General features: G+C 39.3%; 18 protein-coding genes and 1 riboswitch. Of the genes, 4 read left to right on the forward strand and 14 right to left on the reverse strand.

What is annotated here, in order from left to right:
• The first annotated feature begins 80 nt into the window (after positions 1 to 80).
• Positions 81 to 524, forward strand: coding sequence for a DUF2147 domain-containing protein (locus tag QOL76_RS12655; protein WP_283413333.1), 444 nt, complete (start codon positions 81 to 83; stop codon positions 522 to 524).
• Positions 525 to 568: 44 nt separating this feature from the next.
• Here the strand turns inward: QOL76_RS12655 and QOL76_RS12660 are convergent, their stop codons facing one another.
• The 13 genes from QOL76_RS12660 to QOL76_RS12720 form a co-directional block, all read right to left on the reverse strand.
• A complete protein-coding gene (locus QOL76_RS12660; RefSeq protein ID WP_283413334.1) occupies positions 569 to 1624 on the reverse strand; it encodes a homoserine O-acetyltransferase family protein in 1056 nt (351 codons plus the stop codon).
• A gap of 8 nt (positions 1625 to 1632) precedes the next feature.
• Positions 1633 to 2937 carry an O-acetylhomoserine aminocarboxypropyltransferase/cysteine synthase family protein gene (locus QOL76_RS12665; RefSeq protein WP_283413335.1) on the reverse strand — a complete coding sequence of 435 codons (1305 nt, stop codon included), beginning with the start codon at positions 2935 to 2937 and terminating at the stop codon, positions 1633 to 1635.
• 167 nt (positions 2938 to 3104) lie between these two features.
• A riboswitch (SAM riboswitch) is annotated at positions 3105 to 3213 on the reverse strand.
• A gap of 94 nt (positions 3214 to 3307) precedes the next feature.
• The gene (locus QOL76_RS12670) at positions 3308 to 3955 is read right to left on the reverse strand and encodes a carbonic anhydrase (RefSeq protein WP_283413336.1); all 648 of its coding nucleotides are present in this window, start codon (positions 3953 to 3955) and stop codon (positions 3308 to 3310) included.
• Positions 3952 to 5493, reverse strand: coding sequence for a SulP family inorganic anion transporter (locus QOL76_RS12675; protein WP_283413337.1), 1542 nt, complete (start codon positions 5491 to 5493; stop codon positions 3952 to 3954). Before QOL76_RS12675 ends, QOL76_RS12670 begins: the two co-directional genes overlap by 4 nt.
• 110 nt (positions 5494 to 5603) lie before the next feature.
• Positions 5604 to 6938 carry an argininosuccinate lyase gene (gene argH / locus QOL76_RS12680; protein WP_283413338.1) on the reverse strand — a complete coding sequence of 445 codons (1335 nt, stop codon included), beginning with the start codon at positions 6936 to 6938 and terminating at the stop codon, positions 5604 to 5606.
• Between the two features lie 2 nt (positions 6939 to 6940).
• Complete coding sequence (locus QOL76_RS12685; protein WP_283413339.1) at positions 6941 to 8011, reverse strand: M20 family metallo-hydrolase; 1071 nt, start codon at positions 8009 to 8011, stop codon at positions 6941 to 6943.
• An 18-nt stretch (positions 8012 to 8029) separates the two neighbouring features.
• A complete protein-coding gene (gene argB / locus QOL76_RS12690) occupies positions 8030 to 8830 on the reverse strand; it encodes an acetylglutamate kinase (RefSeq protein ID WP_283413340.1) in 801 nt (266 codons plus the stop codon).
• Between the two features lie 13 nt (positions 8831 to 8843).
• Positions 8844 to 9815, reverse strand: coding sequence for a Rossmann-fold NAD(P)-binding domain-containing protein (locus QOL76_RS12695; protein ID WP_283413341.1), 972 nt, complete (start codon positions 9813 to 9815; stop codon positions 8844 to 8846).
• Between the two features lie 3 nt (positions 9816 to 9818).
• Complete coding sequence (locus QOL76_RS12700) at positions 9819 to 10964, reverse strand: aspartate aminotransferase family protein (protein ID WP_283413342.1); 1146 nt, start codon at positions 10962 to 10964, stop codon at positions 9819 to 9821.
• Between the two features lie 157 nt (positions 10965 to 11121).
• Positions 11122 to 12090 carry an N-acetyl-gamma-glutamyl-phosphate reductase gene (gene argC, locus QOL76_RS12705; protein ID WP_283413343.1) on the reverse strand — a complete coding sequence of 323 codons (969 nt, stop codon included), beginning with the start codon at positions 12088 to 12090 and terminating at the stop codon, positions 11122 to 11124.
• On the reverse strand, positions 12083 to 13276 hold the full coding sequence (locus QOL76_RS12710) for an argininosuccinate synthase (protein ID WP_283413344.1): 1194 nt from the start codon (positions 13274 to 13276) through the stop codon (positions 12083 to 12085). The genes argC and QOL76_RS12710 overlap by 8 nt, the downstream gene beginning before the upstream one ends.
• 37 nt (positions 13277 to 13313) lie before the next feature.
• Positions 13314 to 13997, reverse strand: a complete 684-nt coding sequence (locus QOL76_RS12715; protein ID WP_283413464.1) for a GNAT family N-acetyltransferase — start codon at positions 13995 to 13997, stop codon at positions 13314 to 13316.
• A 418-nt stretch (positions 13998 to 14415) separates the two neighbouring features.
• On the reverse strand, positions 14416 to 15675 hold the full coding sequence (locus QOL76_RS12720; RefSeq protein ID WP_283413345.1) for an aminotransferase class V-fold PLP-dependent enzyme: 1260 nt from the start codon (positions 15673 to 15675) through the stop codon (positions 14416 to 14418).
• 244 nt (positions 15676 to 15919) lie between these two features.
• Here QOL76_RS12720 and QOL76_RS12725 point away from each other — a divergent pair, with 244 nt between their 5' ends.
• From QOL76_RS12725 to QOL76_RS12735, 3 genes are all read left to right on the forward strand, one after another.
• Positions 15920 to 16627 carry a DsbA family oxidoreductase gene (locus tag QOL76_RS12725; protein ID WP_283413346.1) on the forward strand — a complete coding sequence of 236 codons (708 nt, stop codon included), beginning with the start codon at positions 15920 to 15922 and terminating at the stop codon, positions 16625 to 16627.
• Between the two features lie 220 nt (positions 16628 to 16847).
• On the forward strand, positions 16848 to 19271 hold the full coding sequence (locus QOL76_RS12730) for a TonB-dependent receptor (RefSeq protein ID WP_283413347.1): 2424 nt from the start codon (positions 16848 to 16850) through the stop codon (positions 19269 to 19271).
• Between the two features lie 36 nt (positions 19272 to 19307).
• Positions 19308 to 20645, forward strand: coding sequence for a DUF4374 domain-containing protein (locus tag QOL76_RS12735; protein WP_283413348.1), 1338 nt, complete (start codon positions 19308 to 19310; stop codon positions 20643 to 20645).
• Positions 20646 to 20758: 113 nt separating this feature from the next.
• On the opposite strand, the gene QOL76_RS12740 is transcribed toward QOL76_RS12735, so the two are convergent.
• The gene (locus QOL76_RS12740; protein WP_283413349.1) at positions 20759 to 21670 is read right to left on the reverse strand and encodes an SMP-30/gluconolactonase/LRE family protein; all 912 of its coding nucleotides are present in this window, start codon (positions 21668 to 21670) and stop codon (positions 20759 to 20761) included.
• Positions 21671 to 21674: the final 4 nt, after the last annotated feature.

Below are 21674 nucleotides of genomic sequence, written 5' to 3' on the forward strand. Positions count from 1 at the left end.
GAATACTTGGGTATGGTTTTAGGGTATAACTGGATAAATTCAAAACTAGCTCAATTATAAGTTTACCAAACCAATTTTTTATGAAAACTTGTCAATACGCTTCAATGATCGTTTTATTAATCCTTTTAGGAAACGAAAGTGTACGCGCTCAATCCAAATCAAAAATAATAGGAGTGTGGTTCAATACTGAAAAGACAGCTCAGATTGAAATTATGGAAAATGAAAATGAAATGATTGGTAAACTGGTTTGGATCCAACATGAAGAGGGAAATCCGGAACCATTTACTGATATAGTAAATTCTGACACTAGCCTAAGAAATCGGCCGCTGATGGGACTCACGATTTTGAAGGGCTTAAAATATAAAAATGGAATATGGTCTGAAGGCGAAATATATGATCCAGAATCAGGATTGAGCTATACTTGTGAACTACAGCTTAAAAAGAAAGATATTCTTGAAGTCAAAGGATTCTTAGGAGATTCCTGGGTGAGTCGAACTGTAGAATGGAATAGAGTAAAAAAATAAGGCAGAGATTTCTTCCTTATTTTTTTTCTAATTACTTAATCCTATTAATTCTTCTGCTGCAGATAAAACGACTTCAGAATATAAGAAAGTTGCTCAAATTCAATCAGGAAAGCATCGTGACCAGCTGTTGAGGTGATTTCCTTGTATATACCTTTTTTCACCTTTTGACTGATGTATTGTGATTCCTCCGGTAGAAAAAGCAAGTCAGAGTCAACTCCAATTGCCAATACATTAGCTTCAATATTGCCCAGAGCCTGCTCCAAGCCACCACGATTTCTCCCCAAATCATGGGAATCCATTGTTTTGCTCAGAGTCCAGTAGGAGAGTGCGTTAAAACGCTTAGCTAACTTTTGACCTTGGTAACGGAGATATGAAGAAGCGCGATAATTATCCAATTTATTTTCCGGGTCTGCCTGCTTTGTAGCTAGATCATTCGGATGCCTGTAAGTGAGCATCGCGATAGCCCTTGCCGTTTCCATCCCTTTTTGTCCCGCTTCTTCATTACATTCACCCCAAGTGCAATCCGATTCTATCGCCATACGTTGGGTTTCATTAAAGCCAATCACCCAAGGTCTAGATTTGGAGGTAGACGCAAGAATAATTGCATTCTTAAGCTTTCTTCCTAATTCATAAGCCCATTCAAGTCCAACTTGTCCGCCTAAAGACCCGCCGATCAGAGTATGAATGGTTTCTATTTTCAAATGAATCCTTAAGCGTTCCAGACCTTGCGCCATGTCCCGCGTGGTCATTTGAGGAAAATCGTAATAATAGGGTTTACCGGTTTGGGGATTCTCACTGAATGGCTGAGTGGAGCCATAGCAAGATCCTAGAAGATTTGCACAGATGATAAAATGATTTGCAGGATCAAAGAATTTATCTTCTCCTATCAAACCATTCCACCATTCTGAAGCATTTGAATCTCCGGTAAGCGCATGAATGACCCAAATCACATTTGATTTATCAGAATTTAACTGCCCATAGGTGGTATAGCCAAGATCAAATTCTGGGAGAACTTCTCCTGATTCCAGATGTAGAGGCAAACTAGAATGAAATATTTCCTGGGTCATGGTAATCGAAGCGTACTGACTTTTAAGATTCATTTGTTGGTTTAGATTTTATCGAATGCTTGTTGCAAATCCGACTTGATATCTTCTATGTGTTCGATTCCACAGGAGATTCTTAGTAAGGACGGCGTAACACCTGCAGCAAGCTGTTCTTCATCTGATAATTGCTGATGCGTAGTTGCGGATGGTTGAATTATTAGGGTTTTAGCATCGCCCACATTGGCTAGGTGAGAGATTAATTCCAGGTTATTAATCAATGCAGAAGCTTGCTCTTTATCACCTTTCAGTTCAAAACTCAAAACACCTCCAAAACCATTTCTCAAGTATTTTTTAGCCAAATCGTGGTAAGGCGAAGAGGGTAATCCAGGGTAGTTAACTTTTTGTACAGATGGATGTGATTCCAGCCACTTAGCCAAAGCCAAGGTATTATCAACTGTTTTTTGGACTCTTAAGGAGAGCGTCTCTATCCCTTGAAGTAATTGGAAAGAATTGAAAGGACTGATTGCTGGACCAAAATCACGAAGTCCTTCTACTCGGGCTCGTATTGCAAATGCAATATTTGGTAATCCTAAAGGGTTATTTTCACCAAAAACCTCCCAGAAATTTAAGCCATGATATCCTTCAGAAGGCTCAGAGAACTGTTTAAATTTGCCATTCCCCCAATTAAAATTCCCCGCGTCAACAATAACTCCTCCAATTGAGGTGCCGTGTCCACCAATCCATTTGGTCGCAGAAGAGGTGACAATATTAGCTCCATGAGCTATAGGCTGGCATAAAAAACCGCCAGCTCCAAATGTATTATCAACCACCAAAGGGATATCGTGCTTTTTAGCTACTGCAGCAATAGCCTCGAAATCAGGAATATTAAACTCAGGATTTCCTATAGTCTCCAGATAGATTGCCTTTGTGTTTTCATCAATTAAAGCTTCAAAATCTTCCGGAGATTTACCTTTTGCAAATCTTGCATCGATTCCGATTCGTTTGAAAGCAACTTTAAACTGATTGAATGTTCCTCCGTACAGAAATGGGCTAGAAACGAAGTTATCGCCTACCTCCATGATATTATTTAACGCTAAGAATTGTGCTGCTTGACCAGAACTTGTCGCTACCGCAGCCACGCCACCTTCCAAAGTGGCAATTCTCTTTTCAAAGACATCTGTGGTAGGATTCATGATCCTAGTATAGATATTGCCAAATTCCTTTAATCCGAAGAGGTTGGCGCCATGCTCAGCTGAATTGAAGACATAGGATGTCGTTTGATAAATAGGAACAGCACGAGAGTTAGTTGTAGGGTCAGGTTCTTGACCAGCATGAACTTGCAATGTGTCGAAGTGAAGATTTTTAGACATGATATTAAGGATTTATGGTTTGAAAAATTATGTACATTAAAATGCCAACATCGAAATATTTCGAAATTGGCGAAAATGAGTCAACACATAAATAAAGCTAAGCGCTTTATCAAGGTTAACGTTGAAATAGAAATTTGTGGGGAGTATCCTGAGTGCATTGTGATATGAACTTATAGTTCCAAAAGAGAATAGCTCTTTTGGCAGGAATTGGCACCTTGGACTTTCCAGGTTGCCAGAGGGTCTATGAGCCTGTCTCTCGCCTCTTCTTTATAAATCCGAGCACTTAAAAAGTGAAAGGATGATGCAAATAAAGGGTCAGCGATTAAGAAATCAAAATTTTTTCTCTTTCGCTGACCAAAAAACTTGAAGTTTATTTATCTAATTCCTCAGCGTCAAATCTAAAGATTGGATTGATACTGTTAAGATCAGGTTCGATATTGACCAGTTCATTTACCAAACCATCTTTTAGACCATAGGCCCATCCATGGATTGTTGGTGCATTTCTTGATTTCCAAGCTTTCTGAATAGTAGATGTTTTGATTAAATCTTGGCATTGTTCGATCACATTCAACTCTACTAATTTATTCACTTTATCCTCATGCACTTCAATAGCATCGATCTCCTTCTGGTAAGTTTTATAAACTTCCTTGATATTTAGTAGCCATTTGTTGATAATTCCATAGCTCTTATTCCCTAATGCGGCGTCAATTCCACCACAACCATAATGGCCACAAACAATAATGTGCTCTACTTTGAGAACTACAACTGCGTATTCCAATACACTAAGTAGGTTAACATCCGTATGAACAACCATATTTGCGATGTTGCGGTGTACAAAGATCTCACCTGGGTCTGTACCTGTAATTTGATTAGCTGGAACTCGACTATCAGAACATCCAATCCAAAGGAATTTAGGCGATTGCTGCTTTTCTAGTCTTCCAAAAAAATTCGCATCAGCCAACTTCTGATCTGCTGACCATGCCTTATTTTGTATCAAGAGTTTTTCGTACGGGTTCATATTGTTTCGTGAATTTTATATTGATATCCTTCTATCGTTACACTTATGTTTTTGTCTGGACATGAGGCAATGAAGTCATTTAAAACTTCCTGTATGTCGTGGTCTATAAATTGTGATTTTTGAGCATTGATAATCAGTTTGGAGCCAGAAGGGATTCTTTCCAATAACTTCATCAATAATGCTTTATTCAAAAATGACACGTCTTTTTGAAGCTTTAGTAAATAGTTACCATTCAACTCGGTCAAGGTTACAGCGCGAATGAAATTTGTCTTCACTACGAAAAACAACCCAAAGACCATCCCTATACCAATTCCCACCAAAAGGTCAGTAAATAGAATAGCAACGACAGTTACGATAAATGGAATAAATTGATCCAAGCCATTTCTATAGATATTTATAAATATAGCTGGCTTGGCGAGTTTGTATCCTACGACAAATAAGACAGCTGCCAAACAGCTCAGCGGGATCAAATTTAAAGTTGTAGGTATGGCTAATACTAAAATCATTAACAATACACCATGCAAGATTGCAGATAACTTGGTTTTTGCTCCAGTAGCGATGTTAGCTGAACTCCTTACAATTACTGCAGTGATTGGTAAACCTCCAATTAATCCCGAAACAGTGTTTCCGACACCCTGTGCAAATAATTCTTGGCTAGGCGGACTGGTTCTTTTCATTGGATCAAGCTTATCAGCAGCATCTATACTGAGGAGAGTTTCAAGGCTTCCTATTATTGCAATGGTCAAAGCCACTATCCAAAAGGTGCTTTCGCCTATCATTGAGAAATCAGGAAATGTAAGCAAATTACCTATTTCTCCTAAATCGTTTAACACAGGAATACTCACTAAATGCTCTCCGCCTAATTGCCATTCAGGCTTCCAAATGCCATACAAATAATTTATTATTATTCCGGAGATAACTGCCCATAATGCTCCAGGAACAATGCCGAAAATTTTATGATTTTTAAGTTTTGGTTTCTCGAAAGCAATTAAAATTGCTAAACCTACTAATACAATAGGGATAGCTCCGAAGCTACTGTATTTGAAAGCATACCAAATCTCAGAAAATGTATTGTGATCATCTGCTTGTAAAAACGCTTGATCTCCCATCAAATCCACATCGTAGCCAAGAGCATGCGGGATCTGCTTTAAAATCAAAATTAAACCTATTGCAGTAAGCATTCCTTTGATTACAGAGTGTGGAAAGTAATAGCCAATTACCCCAGCTTTTGCTAGTCCTAGTCCAACCTGAATTAATCCTGCTATTACGAGTGTGCCAAGAAAGAGTGGTAGGCTACCCATGCTGTTGATAGAATCAAGTACGATTACTGTCAATCCTGCGGCAGGGCCACTCACGCTTACATTAGAACCAGAAAGACTCCCTATCACTATTCCCCCGACTATGCCAGCAATTAGACCTGACATTGGTGGAGCACCACTTGCAACAGCAATCCCCAAACAAAGTGGCAAAGCGACCAAGAAAACCACTAAACTGGCTTTCAAATCATATTTGAGATTACTACCAAAAAGGTTATTCATTTTATAGGGTTTGTGGGTATCTGGAAAAAGAATTTTGTTCTATACTTCGCCTAAAAATAAATTATTGTATCGATTCATTCTAATTTATCATATAAAAACTGTCAAAAGACTTATTTTAAAAGATTTTCGATGGTTTGCTGAACGGAATTGAAATTGAACTGTTCCACTGCCATTTTCATTTTTGTCTCGATTTCTTGAAGGTTCAAATTTCCAATACTTCCTTCATGAGAGTGATTCAACTTGGTTTGGTCTGGGGCAAAATTATCTGATTCTATATCCAAGCCCACTTGCTTGTAAGCGTCTCTAAAAGGCATTCCTTTCAACACCAAATCATTAACTACTTCTACTGAGAATAGATGTTTATAAAAAGGATCTGCAAGAATGTTCTCTTTAATTTGAATAGATTTGAGCATAAAGGTTGTCATACCCAGGCAGGCTTTAAGGCTTTCCAAAGCAGGAAATATTTCTTCTTTGAGCAATTGTAAATCTCTGTGATACCCTGTAGTAGTATTTGTAAGTATCATCGAGACAGCATTTGGAACTGACTGAATCTGATTCGTTTTTGCCCGTATCAACTCAAAAACATCAGGATTCTTTTTATGAGGCATGATACTACTACCAGTAGTCAAATCATCCGGGAATTTTATGAAGGCAAAATGCTGATTCATGAAAATACATACATCAGAAGCCATTCTATTCAGTGTGCCAGCCATTCCAGCCATTGCAAAAGACAATGTGCGCTCAGTTTTTCCTCTACTATTTTGGGCATTGAGCACGTTGTGGTGAAGATCAGCAAACCCTAACAGTTTCGTTGTCATTGTTCTATTCAATGGAAAACTGGAACCATATCCTGCGGCAGAACCCAGCGGGTTTTTATTAGCCAGATCAAAAGCAGCTTTCAGCAAACCCAAATCTTCTGATAAGCCTTCGGCAAAAGAACTAAACCAAAGTCCGAAAGAGGAAGGCATCGCAAGTTGCGTATGAGTATAACCTGGCATCAGATCGCGCTTATGCTTTTCCGCTAGCTTTATCAATAAATCAAAAAGCTCAATACTTTCTTCCACTACTCCTTGGATAGCTGCCCGGTAATAGAGTTTTAGATCTACAAGAACCTGATCATTTCGGCTTCTTCCACTATGAAGTTTCTTACCAACATCTCCAAAACGTTCAGTAAGTAGAAATTCCACCTGAGAATGAACATCTTCTACACCTGGTGCTATTTCAAACTGACCTTTTTCAATTTCGAAGTATATGTCTTTAAGTCCACGCTGCAGAATTTCATTTTCCTCAGTGGTCAAAAGACCAATCGTAGACAGCATCTCAGCATGAGCCATAGATCCAAGAACATCAAAAGGTGCCAAAAGTATATCAAATTCAGGATCGCGGCCAATAGTGAAGGATTCCACTTCCTTTTTGCTTCCTGTTTCTTTTTGCCAAAGTTTCATTTCTAATTAGTTTGAGTAAGCTTAAGAGCATAGCTTTCAAGAATCTTGATATAGCCTTCTATGCCTTCTTGAATTTCGTTCAAATAAATATATTCATCTGCAGAATGTGACCTAGCTGAATCACCAGGGCCGATTTTGACAGATGGGTAGGGGATCAAAGCCTGGTCCGAAAGAGTAGGACTTCCGTAGGTTTTGAGACTAAGTTCCTCGCCAACTTTCAAAATCAAATGACCTTCCGGTACATGAGAAGACTGGAGTCTGAGAGATCGTGGAGTAAGTTCAGCATTAAGCGATGCTTTTAATTCCTCGAGTGCTTCTTCCAAAGAATAAGCATCAGTCACTCGAACATCCAATACAAATTCGCAAAGATCAGGAACTACATTGTGCTGCTGCCCAGAATGAATAACCGTGGCAGATACTTTTGTCTTACCCAGAAACTGGGAAACCTTTTCAAATTCAAAATCTTTGATCTTTTGCAAATCATCCAATGCCAAATAAATAGCATTTACCCCTTCTTCTCTAGCGGCATGACCTGCTTTCCCATAGACTTTTGCATCAATTACCATTAGGCCTTTTTCTGCAACTGCCATATCCATCAAGGTAGGTTCTCCTACGATTGCCAATTCACAGGGTGGAAGTTGATCAATCACTGCAGCAATTCCATTTTTACCAGAAATTTCCTCCTCAGCGGAAGCGATCATGATTAGGTTAAATGGAAGCTCTTTCCCATAGAAATGCGAAAAAGCTGCAATTAAGCTAACCAAAGGGCCTCCTGCATCATTACTTCCAAGACCGTAAAGTTTACCATCTTCAATAATTGCCAGAAAGGGATCCTTAGTATAGCCTGCGTTTGGTTTTACGGTGTCGTGATGGGAATTCAGCCAGATCGTAGGCTTATTTTTATCAAACGTATTGGCAAAAGCCCAGATGTTATTTCCAGATTTGTGAACTTCAATATCTCTAACTGTGAAAAATTCTTCGATAACTTCAGCAGTGGAGCTTTCTTCCTTCGAATAGGATGGAATCTCTATTAATCGAGTAAGAAGTTCAACTGCACTATCGTATAATTCCATTCTTACCTAAGATTTTTATTAATAAAGATCATAACGACTTCTCTCGATAGTCGTCCCCGAAAGTTTACCCTTAGCAGCCAAATGCAAGTTTTCAGCTTTCCCGATCCAAACATGATTTACACCTTTTTGTAAGGCTTCAAAAGCATTATCCAATTTTGGGATCATACCTGAGTGAATCACATTTTCCTTGCGTAGTTCCTCGTAAATATCCTCATTAATAAGCGGAATGATAGAGTTTTCATTTTTCTCGTCAATCAAAACTCCGCTTTTATTGAAGCAGAAATACAAATTGACCTGATGTTCTTTTGCCAAGCTGGTGGCTAGAGCAGAGGCGATGCTATCTGCATTGGTGTTGAGCAATTGGCCTTTTGCATCATGGGTGATTGCATTTACTACAGGAAGCAAATCTCCTGAAAGTAAATGATCAATCAACTTGGTATTAACTTCCTGTATATCACCTACAAATCCATAGTCAATCCCTTTAACTGGGCGTTTGATAGATCGGATAATATTACCGTCAGCTCCGCACATTCCAATAGCATTTACCTTGAGCGCCTGAAGTTTAGCGACAATATTTTTGTTGATTAGACCCGCGTAAACCATCGTCACTACATCCAAGGTTTCCTGATCAGTAATCCTTCTTCCGTCTACCATTTCAGGCATTACACCCAGAGATTCTCCAAATCGAGATGCCATAACTCCGCCTCCATGAACCAATATTTTGTGTCCTGGAAACTTGGCAAAAAGGGCTAAAAATTCATCTAGTTTTTCAGGAAAGTCGATGACATTACCTCCGATTTTAATAATACTTATTTTCATTGGGTGTAAGTCTTTATTTGTTTCCTAGCAGATGGCTAATTACCGCCTGAGCGGCGAAAATTCTGTTTTTTGCTTGCTGTTGAACCAAAGATCGAGGACCATCAAGAATTTCATCGGACAGTTCAAGATTTCTTCTCACAGGGAGGCAATGCATTACTTTAGCATTTTTGGCATTTTCAAAGTGATTTTCGGTAAGCATCCAAGAAGCATCTGTGGACAGAATCTTACCATAATCATTAAAAGAGGACCAATTTTTAACATACACAAAATCAGCGTCTTCTAAAGCTTTACTTTGATTATATTCTATAGTTGCGCCTTTGGTGAAAGCTTCATCCAATTCATATCCAACAGGATGAGTAATGGTCAAATCATGATCCATGCCGAGCGTCCATTCTGCAAAGGAATTTGCTACTGCATGAGGAATTGCTTTGATGTGTGGGCCCCAAGTCAAAACAACCTTTGGTTTGGTTTTTTTAGACCAATTTTCTCTGATCGTAATCTGATCAGCCAAACTTTGAAGAGGGTGACGAGTGGCTGATTCAAGACTTACTACAGGAACTCCAGAATACTTCACAAACTGAGAAAAGGTGAAATCACTCATGTCTTCCTCTTTATTTGTCAAAGAAGGGAAAGCACGAATAGCCAAGATATCAAAATAGGAGCCTAAAACTGCTGCTGCATCCTTAATATGCTCCACAGTGCCGCGATTCATTACTGCACCTTCCTGCATCTCCAATGCCCAACCTTCCTTATCCATATTTAACACAATAGGCTCCATTCCCAAGTTAATAGCTGCTAACTGCGTGGATACACGCGTTCTCAGGGATGGATTTAAGAAAATACATCCTATGCGTTTTCCTTCACCTTTCGCCTTATCAAGGGCTGGGTTTGCCTTATATGCTAAAGCTTGTTCAATTAATTGGTTTCCTAATTCGAAGGATTCAAATTTTGTAAAGTGCTGTAGTGGCTGGATAATATTGGCCATTAGTTAACTGGTAGGGGATTGACTTAAGATTTCTTTTAATGCGGATATAAACGAATTTAATTGATTCCACTCGATATTTAAAGGAGGCAGGAGTCTTATCGTATTCTTTCCTGCGGCACTTCCTGTGAACATGTGGTATTTCTTCACTAATTCAGATCGTACCGGTCCCGCTTCACGGTCAAGATCGATACCGATCATCAAGCCTGTGCCGCGAATAGCAGTGATTCCAGGGATTCCTTTCAATTCGGTTAAAAGCTTTTCACCAAGCGTTGTGGCATTTTCGAGAAGGTTTTCTTTTTCAATAACTTCCACTACTGCTAGGCCAGCTGCACATGCGAGATGATTGCCTCCAAAAGTAGTCCCGAGAAGTCCGTAAGAGGCTTTGAACTCAGGAGAGATCAAGATTCCACCAAGAGGAAATCCATTCCCCATTCCTTTTGCCATGCTAATGATATCGGGAATTATTCCATCTACTAATTGATGTGCAAAGAATTTTCCTGTACGACAAAATCCTGACTGAACTTCGTCCAAAATCAATTTTGCCTCATATTTTTTGGCAAGTGAAGCTAAGCCCTGAAGAAATTCTGCATTTGGAACTTGAATTCCATTTACACCTTGTATGCCTTCGATGATTATCCCAGCTATTTCATTTGATTTCAAAGCCTCTTCTACAGCCTCTAAATCTTCCCAAGGAAGGATATGAAAATCCTCACGTGCATTACAAGGAGCAACGATTTTAGGATTATCTGTTAAAGCTACAGCACCAGATGTTCTTCCGTGAAAACTTCCAGAAAATGCTATAAAGCCAGATTTTCCAGTTGCAAACGATGCGAGCTTAATTGCATTCTCGTTTGCTTCAGCGCCGGCATTACAAAGGAAAAGCTCATACTCAGGATAACCTGAAAGCACACCCAATTTTTCAGCATATTCCTTTTGAATTGGAATCTGCACTGAGTTTGAATAAAAAGCGATTTGATCCAACTGATCTTTAATACGCTGCACGTAGTGTGGATGTGTGTGACCAATGGAAATCACGGCGTGACCTCCATAGAGATCTATATATTCTTGTCCTTTTTCGTCCCAAAGTTTTGCTCCATCAGCCTTTGCTATGGTCACCGGGATCAGGGGATATACATCGAATAATTTCATGTTGAATTACGATTGACGAAATACGATTTAAGGCTTTGTTTAGAACTTCGTAAATCAATTTCTAGGTTGGAGAATAATGAATGTTAAATGAGAAATGATGAATAATAAAGTATCACTTATCAAATCTTGAATCTTGTGTCTAACGTCTATTATCTAATCAGAACGCTATACTTTTTAGATTCAAGCCCATCCTCTCCTCAAGTCCGAATGCCAAATTGTAATTCTGAACTGCCTGTCCTGAAGCTCCTTTAAGCAAGTTGTCAATAGCAGAATAAATCACCAATTGACCCGCTTCTTTCTGCACGTAAACAATCGCTTTATTTGTGTTCACAGCTTGCTTCATGTCAATGTCGTTGTCAGAAACATGTGTAAATGCAGCATCTTTATAGAATTCCTTGTAAGCTGCTACAGCTTCTTCCTGAGTTCCTTCGAATGGGAAATAAGCTGTAATCCAGATACCTCTAGGGAAATTCCCACGATATGGAACAAATAGAATCTCAGAAGAAAAGCTTGTATTTAGCTGCTTGAAAGTCTGGTTTATTTCCTTTAGATGCTGATGCGTAAAAAGCTTATAGACAGACATATTTGAAGATCTATAGCTGAAATGAGATGTCTCAGCAAGTTTCTTCCCAGCACCTGTACTTCCAGTAATTCCGGAGATCTGAATTGTGCTTTTCACCCAGCCTTTTGCGATAGCTGGAAGCAATGCTAGTTGTATTCCAGTGGCAAAGCAGCCTGGATTAGCGATCTTCTTTGCGTTTTTGATTTTTGCAGCATTTACTTCAGGAAGACCATACGTAAAGCCATTCGACTCGTCGCGGAAATCAGTGGACAAATCGATCAAAACTGTCTCAGAGGAAAAGGAGTGTTGCTCTAAAAACCCTTTGGTCTGACCATGTGGCAAACCCAAGAAAACAGCGTCAATTCCTTCGGTTTGAACTTCATCTGTGAAAACTAGATCACAATCTCCGATTAGATCCGGATGAACCTCTGACACTTTTTTGCCCTTTTGGCTATTGCTATGTACGTAGACCAATTCGCAAGCAGGATGATGAACTAGCAGACGAAGTAATTCGCCTCCCGTATATCCTGCCGCGCCTATGATCGCTGTTTTTATTTTAGTCATTGTCAGAGTTTACCTTATGGAAAATCGATGTTTGGTTACCCAAAATTCTGGTGAAACCTTTCACGTCTTCAGCAGTATAGCCTTTGTTCATTTCACCATAGCTGCCAAACTTGTTGGACATCAGGTCATGGTCAGAAGTGATTCCAAGTAAAGTAAAACGGTAAGGCTGAAGGAGAACACGAACGTTACCAGTCACGAAAGTCTGAGTGCTTTCCATGAATTCTTCCAAGTTTCTCATCACTGGATCTAAGTAATGACCTTCATGTAGGTGATTACCGTAGAATTCAGCTAATTGATTTTTCCAGAAAAGCTGCCACTTCGTAAGTGTGTGCTTCTCTAGCAACTGATGACCTTTGATGATGATCAATGGTGCAGCAGCTTCAAATCCTACGCGTCCTTTGATACCGATAATTGTATCACCAACGTGAATGTCACGTCCGATTCCATAAGGAGCTGCCAAAGCTTGAAGTGATTGGATGGCTTCAACAGAATCATCGAATTGTTTTCCATCAACACCCTTAAGTTCACCTTTTTCAAATGACAATATTACTTCCAGAGGCTCTATTGCTGTAGCTTTAGTAGGCCAAGCTTCTTCTGGAAGATAATCTGAAGAGGTTAGTGTCTCTTTTCCTCCTACAGAAGTCCCCCAAATGCCTTTATTGATTGAGTAAGCAGCTTTCTCAAAATTCATTGATACACCATGCTTTTTCAAATAGTCAATTTCCTCAGCGCGGCTCAATTTCAAGTCACGGATTGGAGTGATGATCTCTATGTCTGGAACAATCGTTTGAAAGATCATATCAAAACGAACCTGATCATTTCCTGCTCCTGTAGAACCATGAGCGACTGCTTTTGCACCGATCGACTTGGCATATTCAGCTAGAGATTTTGCCTGAAGAATTCGCTCGGCTGATACAGAAAGGGGATAAGTTTGATTTTTCAGCACATTACCATAAACCAAATACTTGATCACCTCATTATAATAGGTGTCCATTACATGGAGAATCTTAAAAGAAGCTACGCCTAAGCCTTTCGCCCTTTCTTCAATATCTTTCAATTCTTCCTCGGAAAATCCGCCAGTGTTCACTAAAACTGCATGCACTTCATAACCGAGTTCTTTGGAAAGATGCAAGGCACAAAATGTGGTATCCAAGCCTCCACTGTAGGCTAATACTATTTTCTTCATTGTTATAGGATTTTGCTTCCAAAAAGGAAGAATTGATTTATAAAAAGATGCTTGAAATAGTGTCCTTTGACTTGTTCAATTTAAGCATCACATATTTCTTTAATCTTACCCAGCGATCAAATAATTTGAGATCTTTTTTGAAATCCTCACGAAGGGCCAACTCCTGCGTGTGATTGCGCTTGGAATTTGGATCGTAAAGCATCGCTGTGCAAAGACAGTTTTGTCTGTTTTTACTCATTAAGATTTCGTAGTTCACACAGCTTTGGCAGCCTTTCCAGAACTCATTGTCATCCGTCAGATCTGAATAGGATACAGGAATATAGCCCAACTCAGAGTTGATTTTCATTACTGCAGCTCCAGTGGTCAATCCGAAAATATTGGATTCTGGATATTTCAAACGGCTAAGTTTGAATACTTCATTTTTGATTTTGCGGGCAAGGCCGTATTTTCTGTATTCAGGAGAAACGATCAAACCAGAGTTTGCTACATATTTTCCATGACCCCAGGCCTCGATATAGCAGAAACCTGCCCATTTACCATCGGAAGTCAATGCGATCACAGCTTTGCCTTCGTCCATTTTGGTTTCCACATAGGCAGGGCTACGCTTGGCAATACCAGTACCACGGGCTTTTGCGGAATTTTCCATCTCATCAGTAATCTGAGTGGAATAAACCTTGTGAGAAGGATTGGCTACAATAATCTGAAATGAAATGTTATCCATTAGGGATTGCATGTGTTAATTCCGAGGCAATCGGAAAATTGGTAAATAAATCAAAGGGTAGAAGGGCGAGCACGTACTCCACGTAGGAATACAAAAATTCAACATAGGGTTAAACCCTATAGAAAAATCTACACGTCCTTAAAGGAGTGAAAAAAGCAATAACATCAACTTTCAATACTACTGGAGTAGCTTGAGAGAAAGATGGCGCTATGTGATTTACTTGTGTCATGCGTAATAGGGAGGCAAAATTCATTCCTTAGAAAAGAAAATGCAAGGGTTTTAAAGAATAATTTAGAGTGAATGCAAAATTTTTATTGAATCCGAAATATGACAAGGTCTATTCCGCTTAAATAAGCTGATACAGAATAATATTTGGCAGGTAATTATCAAAAATACAATTGAGAGAAGCCCAAAAGACTTATGCATTTCCAGACATTTCCTTCAGAGCTTGAACAAATTTGTCCATTTCGGCTTCCGAGGTATAAACATTTGGGGAAATTCTGCAGCCATTCACACCTCCAGCTCCATTGATCGCTACTGTAAAAATTTTGTACTTATCCATAAGTGTCTTGGCCATTTCTGCCGGGGTCATTGCATCCAAACCTACATTGGCTATAGCACAGGAGCGATGAGGATCTTTTGGGGTATTTACATTTATTCCTGGAAGATCTCTTACTTGATCTGACCAGTAGCGCTGAATGTATCTCAGTCGATCTTCCTTTCTTTTGCTTCCCATTTTATTGTGAAAGTTGAGCGCATCGATCACAGATAAATCTGTAGAAACTGGATGTGTTCCCGTATGATTAAGGTTTAAAAGTGTCTTTTGATCCAGTTCATAAGGAGCTAGAAGCGGTCGGATTTGTGCACTCTTACCTTTTTTGACATAAAGCATGCCGCACCCAAGAGGAACACTGAGCCATTTGTGAAGGCTAGAACCGTAATAGTCACAATCCAACTCAGAAATATTGAAATCAAAATGACCAACTGCATGCGCACCATCTAGCATGACTTCAGCCCCGTAACTGTGCGCCATATCAGCAATTTTCCTAACTGGCAAAATATGACCTGTGATATTTACAATATGCGGAACCATTAATAATCTTGTGTTCGGAGTCATTGCTCTTTCATAAGTGGCTACAATCTCCTCGTCATTTTCCGGATGCATGGGGATGTCAATTCTTTTGACCTTAATTCCATATCGCCTTTCAGCGAGTTCAAACATATTGAGCAAACTACCATAATCCTGATTGGATACGATGGCTTCATCCCCGGCTTTCCAATGATATCCTGAAATGATCAAATCAATAGACTCAGTTGTATTCCTAGTCAGTACGACTTCATCGGGAGAAGCTCCAACAAGCTCAGCCACCATCGCAGCACTTTTGGCTTTATTGTCCCATTGTACCGTCCGCATGTAACTTGAAGCTTGATAATTCACTTCTCGTAGATGCTTGATATAATTTTCTAAAGTCTCTTCGGGCAAAAAGCAGTAATACCCATTTTCAAGGTTGATGTAATCAGGTTTGAGCTTATATGCAGTACGGATTTGATCCCAGAAGTCAGCAGCATTAGGATCAAGATCTACTATTGATTTTGCCTTTGCTTTTTCTGGAGAAAAAATTGAACCAGATCCAATACCTAGGAAGGCTAAAGACTTTAAGAATTTACGTTTGTTCATAGCTGAGAGGAATTGAAGTTGGATTGGTCAAAGTATATAGCTTATTATCCAAACAATTAATAATATGATCGCAACCCAGGTAATCCAAGGGGATCGTTGAGGGAATTCGAATTTACAGATAGGGCAAATCTTTGCTTTGGAATCTACCTCCATAGCGCAGGAAGGGCATTCTTTGGTTTTCAAATCAGATGAACTCTTTTGGCTTAATTTCTATTTCATCATAAGTTAATTAAAGAATTTAGCTATGAAAATAGAAATATGGTCAGATGTAGCATGTCCATTTTGTTACATCGGCAAGAGAAAAATTGAAAAGGCAATTGAAAAGTTTCCTCAGAAAGATAAAATAGAGATCGAGTGGAAGAGCTTTTTGCTTAATCCAGATCAAGTCACTCAACCAACTAAGAGTTCCCAGGAATATCTGGCTGAAGTAAAAGGATGGTCACTTGAACAAACAAAGGAAATCACTGCCAATGTAGCCAATATGGCTGCGCAAGAAGGATTGGAATATCATCTTGACAAAACAGTAGTAGCGAACACCAAGAAAGCCCATAGACTTTTGCATCTGGCTAAAACCGTAGGAAAAGGGGATGAGATGAAGGAAAGCTTACTCAAAGCATACTTTACTGATTCGGTCAATATAGATGATAATGTGGCTCTACTAAGCTTAGCAAAAGAAATTGGCTTAGAAGATAATGCTGTCACAGAAGTACTGAATTCAGACAAATTCGAAAACGAAGTAGATCAGGACATCTATGAATCGCGTCAGCTAGGAGTAAGGGGAGTACCATTCTTTGTTTTGGATAGAAAGTTTGGAATCTCTGGTGCACAGCCTGATGAGGTATTTGACCAGACTTTGGAAAAAGCTTGGAATGAATTTGCAAAGTCAAATCCAGTTCTTGAAATGTCAAAAGGGGAAGGGGAAGCTTGTGATGTGGATGGAAATAAGTGTTAGAGCATCAAGTTGATGAGTTAACTTTAGGGCTATTGGATTTATTTTCAATAGCCCTTTCTTTATTATCTATGTTTATTTAGATTTTTTATAAATAGTAAGATGTTGAATAAGAGGCAGATAATTTGTTTTTCGTGTGAAGATGTTAGAATTTTTATAATCCCTATTTAGATTAATTATAATTAAAGATTAGATTTGCCTCCAGATTCATATCAGGCGGTACATGAAAACAAATCTTACCTTAATACTTTTTGCATCTGCAATTTTTCTTTCTGGCTATGCTTTTTCCCAAACCGGTAAAGTATCAGGAACATTGAAATTTAACGACGGTGCACCTGTTGCCTTTGCCACAGTATTTATCTCCACCATAAAAAAGCACGCGCTTTCGGACGAACGAGGAAGATATGAACTGACGGATATCCCTTTTGGATCACATCAGGTCAATGTGAGTAGTATAGAAATTCAAAAGCATGACTTTAGTATCCTCATTGATAAGCCTAGCGTAAAGGTTTCTACTATGCTCGAACGAGCTGCAGACAGTGAACTAGCAGAGGTTATAGTTGAGGCGGAGTCGCATAAAAGTGAAATAGAAGCGGCAGGTTTTGCAGTGAACGTGATTGAAACAAAAAAGGCTTCCTTAAACTCATTTCAAACCAATGATTTATTGAATAAATCCGTAGGAGTGAGGGTTCGTCAAAATGGGGGATTAGGATCTCAAGTTTCCTACAATCTAAATGGAATGTCAGGGAATTCGGTACGCATTTTTATTGATGGAGTAGCCATTTCCACTTATGGAGCATCTTTCAGTCTTAATAGTATTCCTCCTGCACTAATTGAGCGAATTGAAGTTTACAAAGGCGTAATTCCAGTCCATTTGGCTGATGACGCTTTAGGTGGAGCTATTAACGTAATCTTGAAAAAAGGAGCTATGAATAACTTAACAGCTTCTTTGTCCTACGGTTCATTCAATACCCAGCAAGCCAATGTCAGTGGATCATACCGAAATTCAAATTCTGGATTTACAGTAAAAGCTTCTGGATTTTACAACTACTCAGACAATGACTACGAGGTTTGGGGCAAATTTGTCCGAAATATTCTTGCAAATGGTCGATACGAATATGTCCGAGCCAAGCGATTCAATGATGCATATAGATCTGCTGGAGCAAATATTCAAGCTGGTTTTACAAATGTAAAGTGGGCTGATCAGTTCTATCTGGGGGTTAATGTCTCTGATGATTACAATGAAATCCAGCACGGAACCTACATGACTATTCCATATAAAGGTCGTTTCACAGAATCTCAAGCCAAAGTTTTTAGCGTCAACTATGTGAAATCAGATTTCCTTACAAAAGGTCTAGAGATCAATTTCAATGGGATGATCAGTGATCGTAAAGAGGTAGTAAATGATACTGTCCGCTGGAATTACAACTGGTTTGGCGAGCAAAGCATTGGACTTAACGGTGATCCAATCCTGAGACCAAATGGTGCCCAACAGGGAGCTCCTACTATCAATCACATCAATAGAAACATTTCAACTTTCAGAGGTGGTGCTACTTATGATTTTTCAGAAAAGCATCGAATGGTTTTTAGTCATATGTACTACACCATAGATAGAACTCAGCGTGACCTGATGAGGCCTGCCAGAGAACGAGAGTTTATTGGTACTAGAGATTTAACTAAGAATATTTCTGCTTTGGCATATGAAGCAACATTGTTTGAGTCCAAGTTTAAAACAAACCTTTTTGGAAAATATTATCAGCAGCAAATTGATCGAATGGACCCGATTTTGGTCACACAAAATGGAGAAACTGTAAAATCTGAAGATAGGGTAGCCAGTAAAAACACGACCTCAGGGTATGGATTAGCTACTTCCTATGTATTAAATAAAGGCATGACAATCCTACTTTCTGCAGAAAAAGCCGTGAGAATGCCTTCTGAAAATGAAATTTTTGGTAGCCCCGGAGAAAACATCATAGAAAATATTGGAATCAGACCAGAAGTCAGTAACAACCTTAATCTTGGATTCCGCAGTGGGCCTTACCAGCTAACTTCAACTAGCAAATTCACTATTTACGCCTCGGGGTTTTTACGCGATACAAAGGATAAAATTGTACGAAAAATCAACCCAAGACTCAATGATGCAGTGCAAACAGATCCCTTCGAGAATTTGGGGAAAACAAAATCCATCGGGTTTGAGGGAGAGATCAACTATACCTGGAATGAGAACTTCAGTGTACTCCTCAATTTCTCGAAATTTAATTCCGTATTCAATATTCAATATGATCCAAACGGGAATGAGTACAATTATTATAACCAGCAGCTTCCAAACGAGCCATTTTTCACAATCAATTCAACGGTTCAGTATGGATTTAAGAATTTGATCCAAGATCGCTCCGCACTGAATCTTTATTACATCTTCGGATTTGTAGATCGATTTTATACCACTTGGCTGGAAATAGAAGACTTCCGGACTCCCCGACAATTCATCCAAGACATCGGTTTGAATTATGTTTTTCCAAGTGAAAAGCTGGTGATCAGTGCTGACTTGAAAAACATTTTTGACCAGCAGGCCTACGACAATTTTGCTGTTCAAAAGCCCGGTAGAGGTTTTTACCTTAAGCTAAACTACAGCATTAATAAATTTTAAATCAACCTATTATAGTTAACCAACCACAAGTAAATTATGAAAAAGCAATTCTTAAATTTTTTGACACTTGGAGCCTTAATGAGCACAGTAGCACTTAGTAGCTGTAGCGATAATGGGGGTGACCCTATCACACCTCCTGTGGAGACAGAAGATAGATTTATCACTGTAGCGGGAGCCTTGATGGGAACAAATCCTGGAGATGGAAACGGTGGAACGATGGTTTATTCAGTGACCAAAGAGGAAGCAAAAGATCCTGATACCCAGATCAGCGTATATACCGAGGGATTTGGAGTGAAATCAAACAGAACCGCTCGTCTGCAATCTTCAGAGGATGGCTCTACCTTATTCAACATCGCATATACCGGTGATAATGGCGGTGAATTCTCCAGATACACAGTTATTGGTGGTGGAAATTTCGTTCAGTCTGACGTGTCAGTGAATATTTCCCAGTATGCAGGGACTTCCCCTCGATGGTTGAAATTATATGATGGAGACAAAACAGGTATTGCCCTAAACATGGCGAATATTACAGCGAACAATGCCCCAACTGAAGCAGATCCTAATCCACTAACTCCATTTGAATACTACAGAGGTGTCGCGACAATTTTGGCTTTGGATCTAGAGGAGTCATTGATTAGAAACTATGTGCAATATGAAATTCCGCTTACCGAAGAGGAGGAAGCTGCTGGTCATACTATTTTTAGACTAGACGGGTCAGTACTAAATGCTGCTGAAGATAAGCTGATCATCGGAACTTGGATGCGTAAATACAATGTGGCAACAGGTGAAACGGAAGGAGATTATGAAAGATTGGGTACTAAATCAGTGGTAGTAGATTATCCATCGTTTGCTAATCCGACAGTGATTACTTCGACTGTTGCGCATGGAGACAATAGTGGTTACAGAAGTCATTATAGCTACTTGGGTGATGATAATAACATCTATCAGGCTACCGAGAGAGACCCTGCGGGATCTCATATTCTCAAAATCAACCAAAACAATGAATATGACAATTCTTATGTCTTCAGCTTAAATGATGCGCTTGGCTTAACGGGGGTTACCATTGAAGCTTGGCAGTATGCACAAAACGGGAAAGCATTCGCACTTATTTCTCATGATGGTGCTGAAAATGGCTTCGTAGTTTGGATGGATCTAAATGCTAAAACGGCTTCTATTGTTGATCTTCCTTACGATCCTGACTTGGAGTTCAATCAATATCAAGGTTTTGTAGTAGATGGTACAGATGTCTATATGGCTTTTACTCCAGTGGGCAAAAATGGAAACATTTATATTTTAGATAGCAATACTGGCCTTGCTAGCAAAGGTGCTACCTTGGTTAATCAGCCAGGTAATCACTATATAGGTATTTTTTAATCAGCAGTTTTTTCTAGCATAGCTTAGTAAAAGCAGGCTATCCAAACATAAAAAACCCGGGAGATTAATTTTCTTCCGGGTTTTTTGCATTCATAATCTAATATTAAATGATCTTACCAAACTCCTCTGTTTTTCATTTGTAAAGTGTAAACTGCATCAGTAGCGGTAATAAATAGCGTTTTCCTATCCAAAGCTCCAAACACCACGTTGGCTGTCCATCGGGATGGAACAGGAATGTGTGCGATCTGCTCACCATTTCGATTAAATACTGTAACTCCATTTCCAGTGAGATAAACATTGCCACGCTCGTCTATAGTCATGCCATCGGAACCCATTTCACAGAAAAGCTCCTTATTGATTAGATAGCCATCTTCCCTCACCTCGTATTTAAAAGTTTTTTTGGCACCTATATCAGACACATAAAGGAACTTACTATCTGGCGTTCCTACGATACCATTAGGCTGAGTCAAGTCTTCTGCAACTGCGAAAAGCTCAGTTCTATCTGCTGACAAAAAATATACATTTTGCCCTTGCTGTTCAGAGTCTTTGCTGCGTTCCCAATAAGGTCTTGGATAAAGGGGATCAGTAAAATAAATCCCACCTTTCGGTCTAACCCATAGGTCGTTAGGCCCATTGAGCTTTTTCCCTTTAAATGCTGAAATCCAAACTTCGTGATTGCCCTCAGTATCGAAAGCCCAGAGTTCGTTTTTATTGTCTGCAGCAGCTACCAAAGTGCCGTCAAGAAGAAAATACATTCCATTTGCACGACCAGCATCTTCTTTGAATACGCTGATTTCATTAGACAAGGCATTCCACTTGTGGATTCTATTATTAGGCTGATCGGTGAAGTATACATCTCCAAATCGATTAACAGCAGGACCTTCAGTAAACTCAAAGCCATCTTGTACTTTTACCAATTCAGCATTTTTGGCAACAATACCTTTTTTATCTTCTATTTCTTGAGAAAATCCCTGCGTTCCAACCAAGATTGCAGCTATTAATAAGGATGATTTAATGGGGTTCATAGTG

The organism is Algoriphagus winogradskyi, assembly GCF_900182815.1.
GTDB classification, from domain to species: Bacteria; Bacteroidota; Bacteroidia; order Cytophagales; family Cyclobacteriaceae; genus Algoriphagus; species Algoriphagus winogradskyi.

Bases quoted from the DNA above. Each gene is read 5' to 3' on its own strand.
- QOL76_RS12700 (WP_283413342.1), bottom strand. From the start codon at position 10,964: ATGAAATTATTCGATGTATATCCCCTGATCCCGGTGACCATAGCAAAG.
- QOL76_RS12740 (WP_283413349.1), bottom strand. From the start codon at position 21,670: ATGAACCCCATTAAATCATCCTTATTAATAGCTGCAATCTTGGTTGGA.
- QOL76_RS12710 (WP_283413344.1), bottom strand. From the start codon at position 13,276: ATGAAGAAAATAGTATTAGCCTACAGTGGAGGCTTGGATACCACATTT.
- QOL76_RS12660 (WP_283413334.1), bottom strand. From the start codon at position 1,624: ATGAATCTTAAAAGTCAGTACGCTTCGATTACCATGACCCAGGAAATA.
- QOL76_RS12665 (WP_283413335.1), bottom strand. From the start codon at position 2,937: ATGTCTAAAAATCTTCACTTCGACACATTGCAAGTTCATGCTGGTCAA.
- QOL76_RS12725 (WP_283413346.1), top strand. From the start codon at position 15,920: ATGAAAATAGAAATATGGTCAGATGTAGCATGTCCATTTTGTTACATC.
- argH (WP_283413338.1), bottom strand. From the start codon at position 6,938: ATGAAACTTTGGCAAAAAGAAACAGGAAGCAAAAAGGAAGTGGAATCC.
- QOL76_RS12675 (WP_283413337.1), bottom strand. From the start codon at position 5,493: ATGAATAACCTTTTTGGTAGTAATCTCAAATATGATTTGAAAGCCAGT.
- argB (WP_283413340.1), bottom strand. From the start codon at position 8,830: ATGAAAATAAGTATTATTAAAATCGGAGGTAATGTCATCGACTTTCCT.
- QOL76_RS12695 (WP_283413341.1), bottom strand. From the start codon at position 9,815: ATGGCCAATATTATCCAGCCACTACAGCACTTTACAAAATTTGAATCC.
- QOL76_RS12730 (WP_283413347.1), top strand. From the start codon at position 16,848: ATGAAAACAAATCTTACCTTAATACTTTTTGCATCTGCAATTTTTCTT.
- QOL76_RS12715 (WP_283413464.1), bottom strand. From the start codon at position 13,997: ATGGATAACATTTCATTTCAGATTATTGTAGCCAATCCTTCTCACAAG.
- QOL76_RS12655 (WP_283413333.1), top strand. From the start codon at position 81: ATGAAAACTTGTCAATACGCTTCAATGATCGTTTTATTAATCCTTTTA.
- QOL76_RS12670 (WP_283413336.1), bottom strand. From the start codon at position 3,955: ATGAACCCGTACGAAAAACTCTTGATACAAAATAAGGCATGGTCAGCA.
- QOL76_RS12720 (WP_283413345.1), bottom strand. From the start codon at position 15,675: ATGAACAAACGTAAATTCTTAAAGTCTTTAGCCTTCCTAGGTATTGGA.
- QOL76_RS12735 (WP_283413348.1), top strand. From the start codon at position 19,308: ATGAAAAAGCAATTCTTAAATTTTTTGACACTTGGAGCCTTAATGAGC.
- QOL76_RS12685 (WP_283413339.1), bottom strand. From the start codon at position 8,011: ATGGAATTATACGATAGTGCAGTTGAACTTCTTACTCGATTAATAGAG.
- argC (WP_283413343.1), bottom strand. From the start codon at position 12,090: ATGACTAAAATAAAAACAGCGATCATAGGCGCGGCAGGATATACGGGA.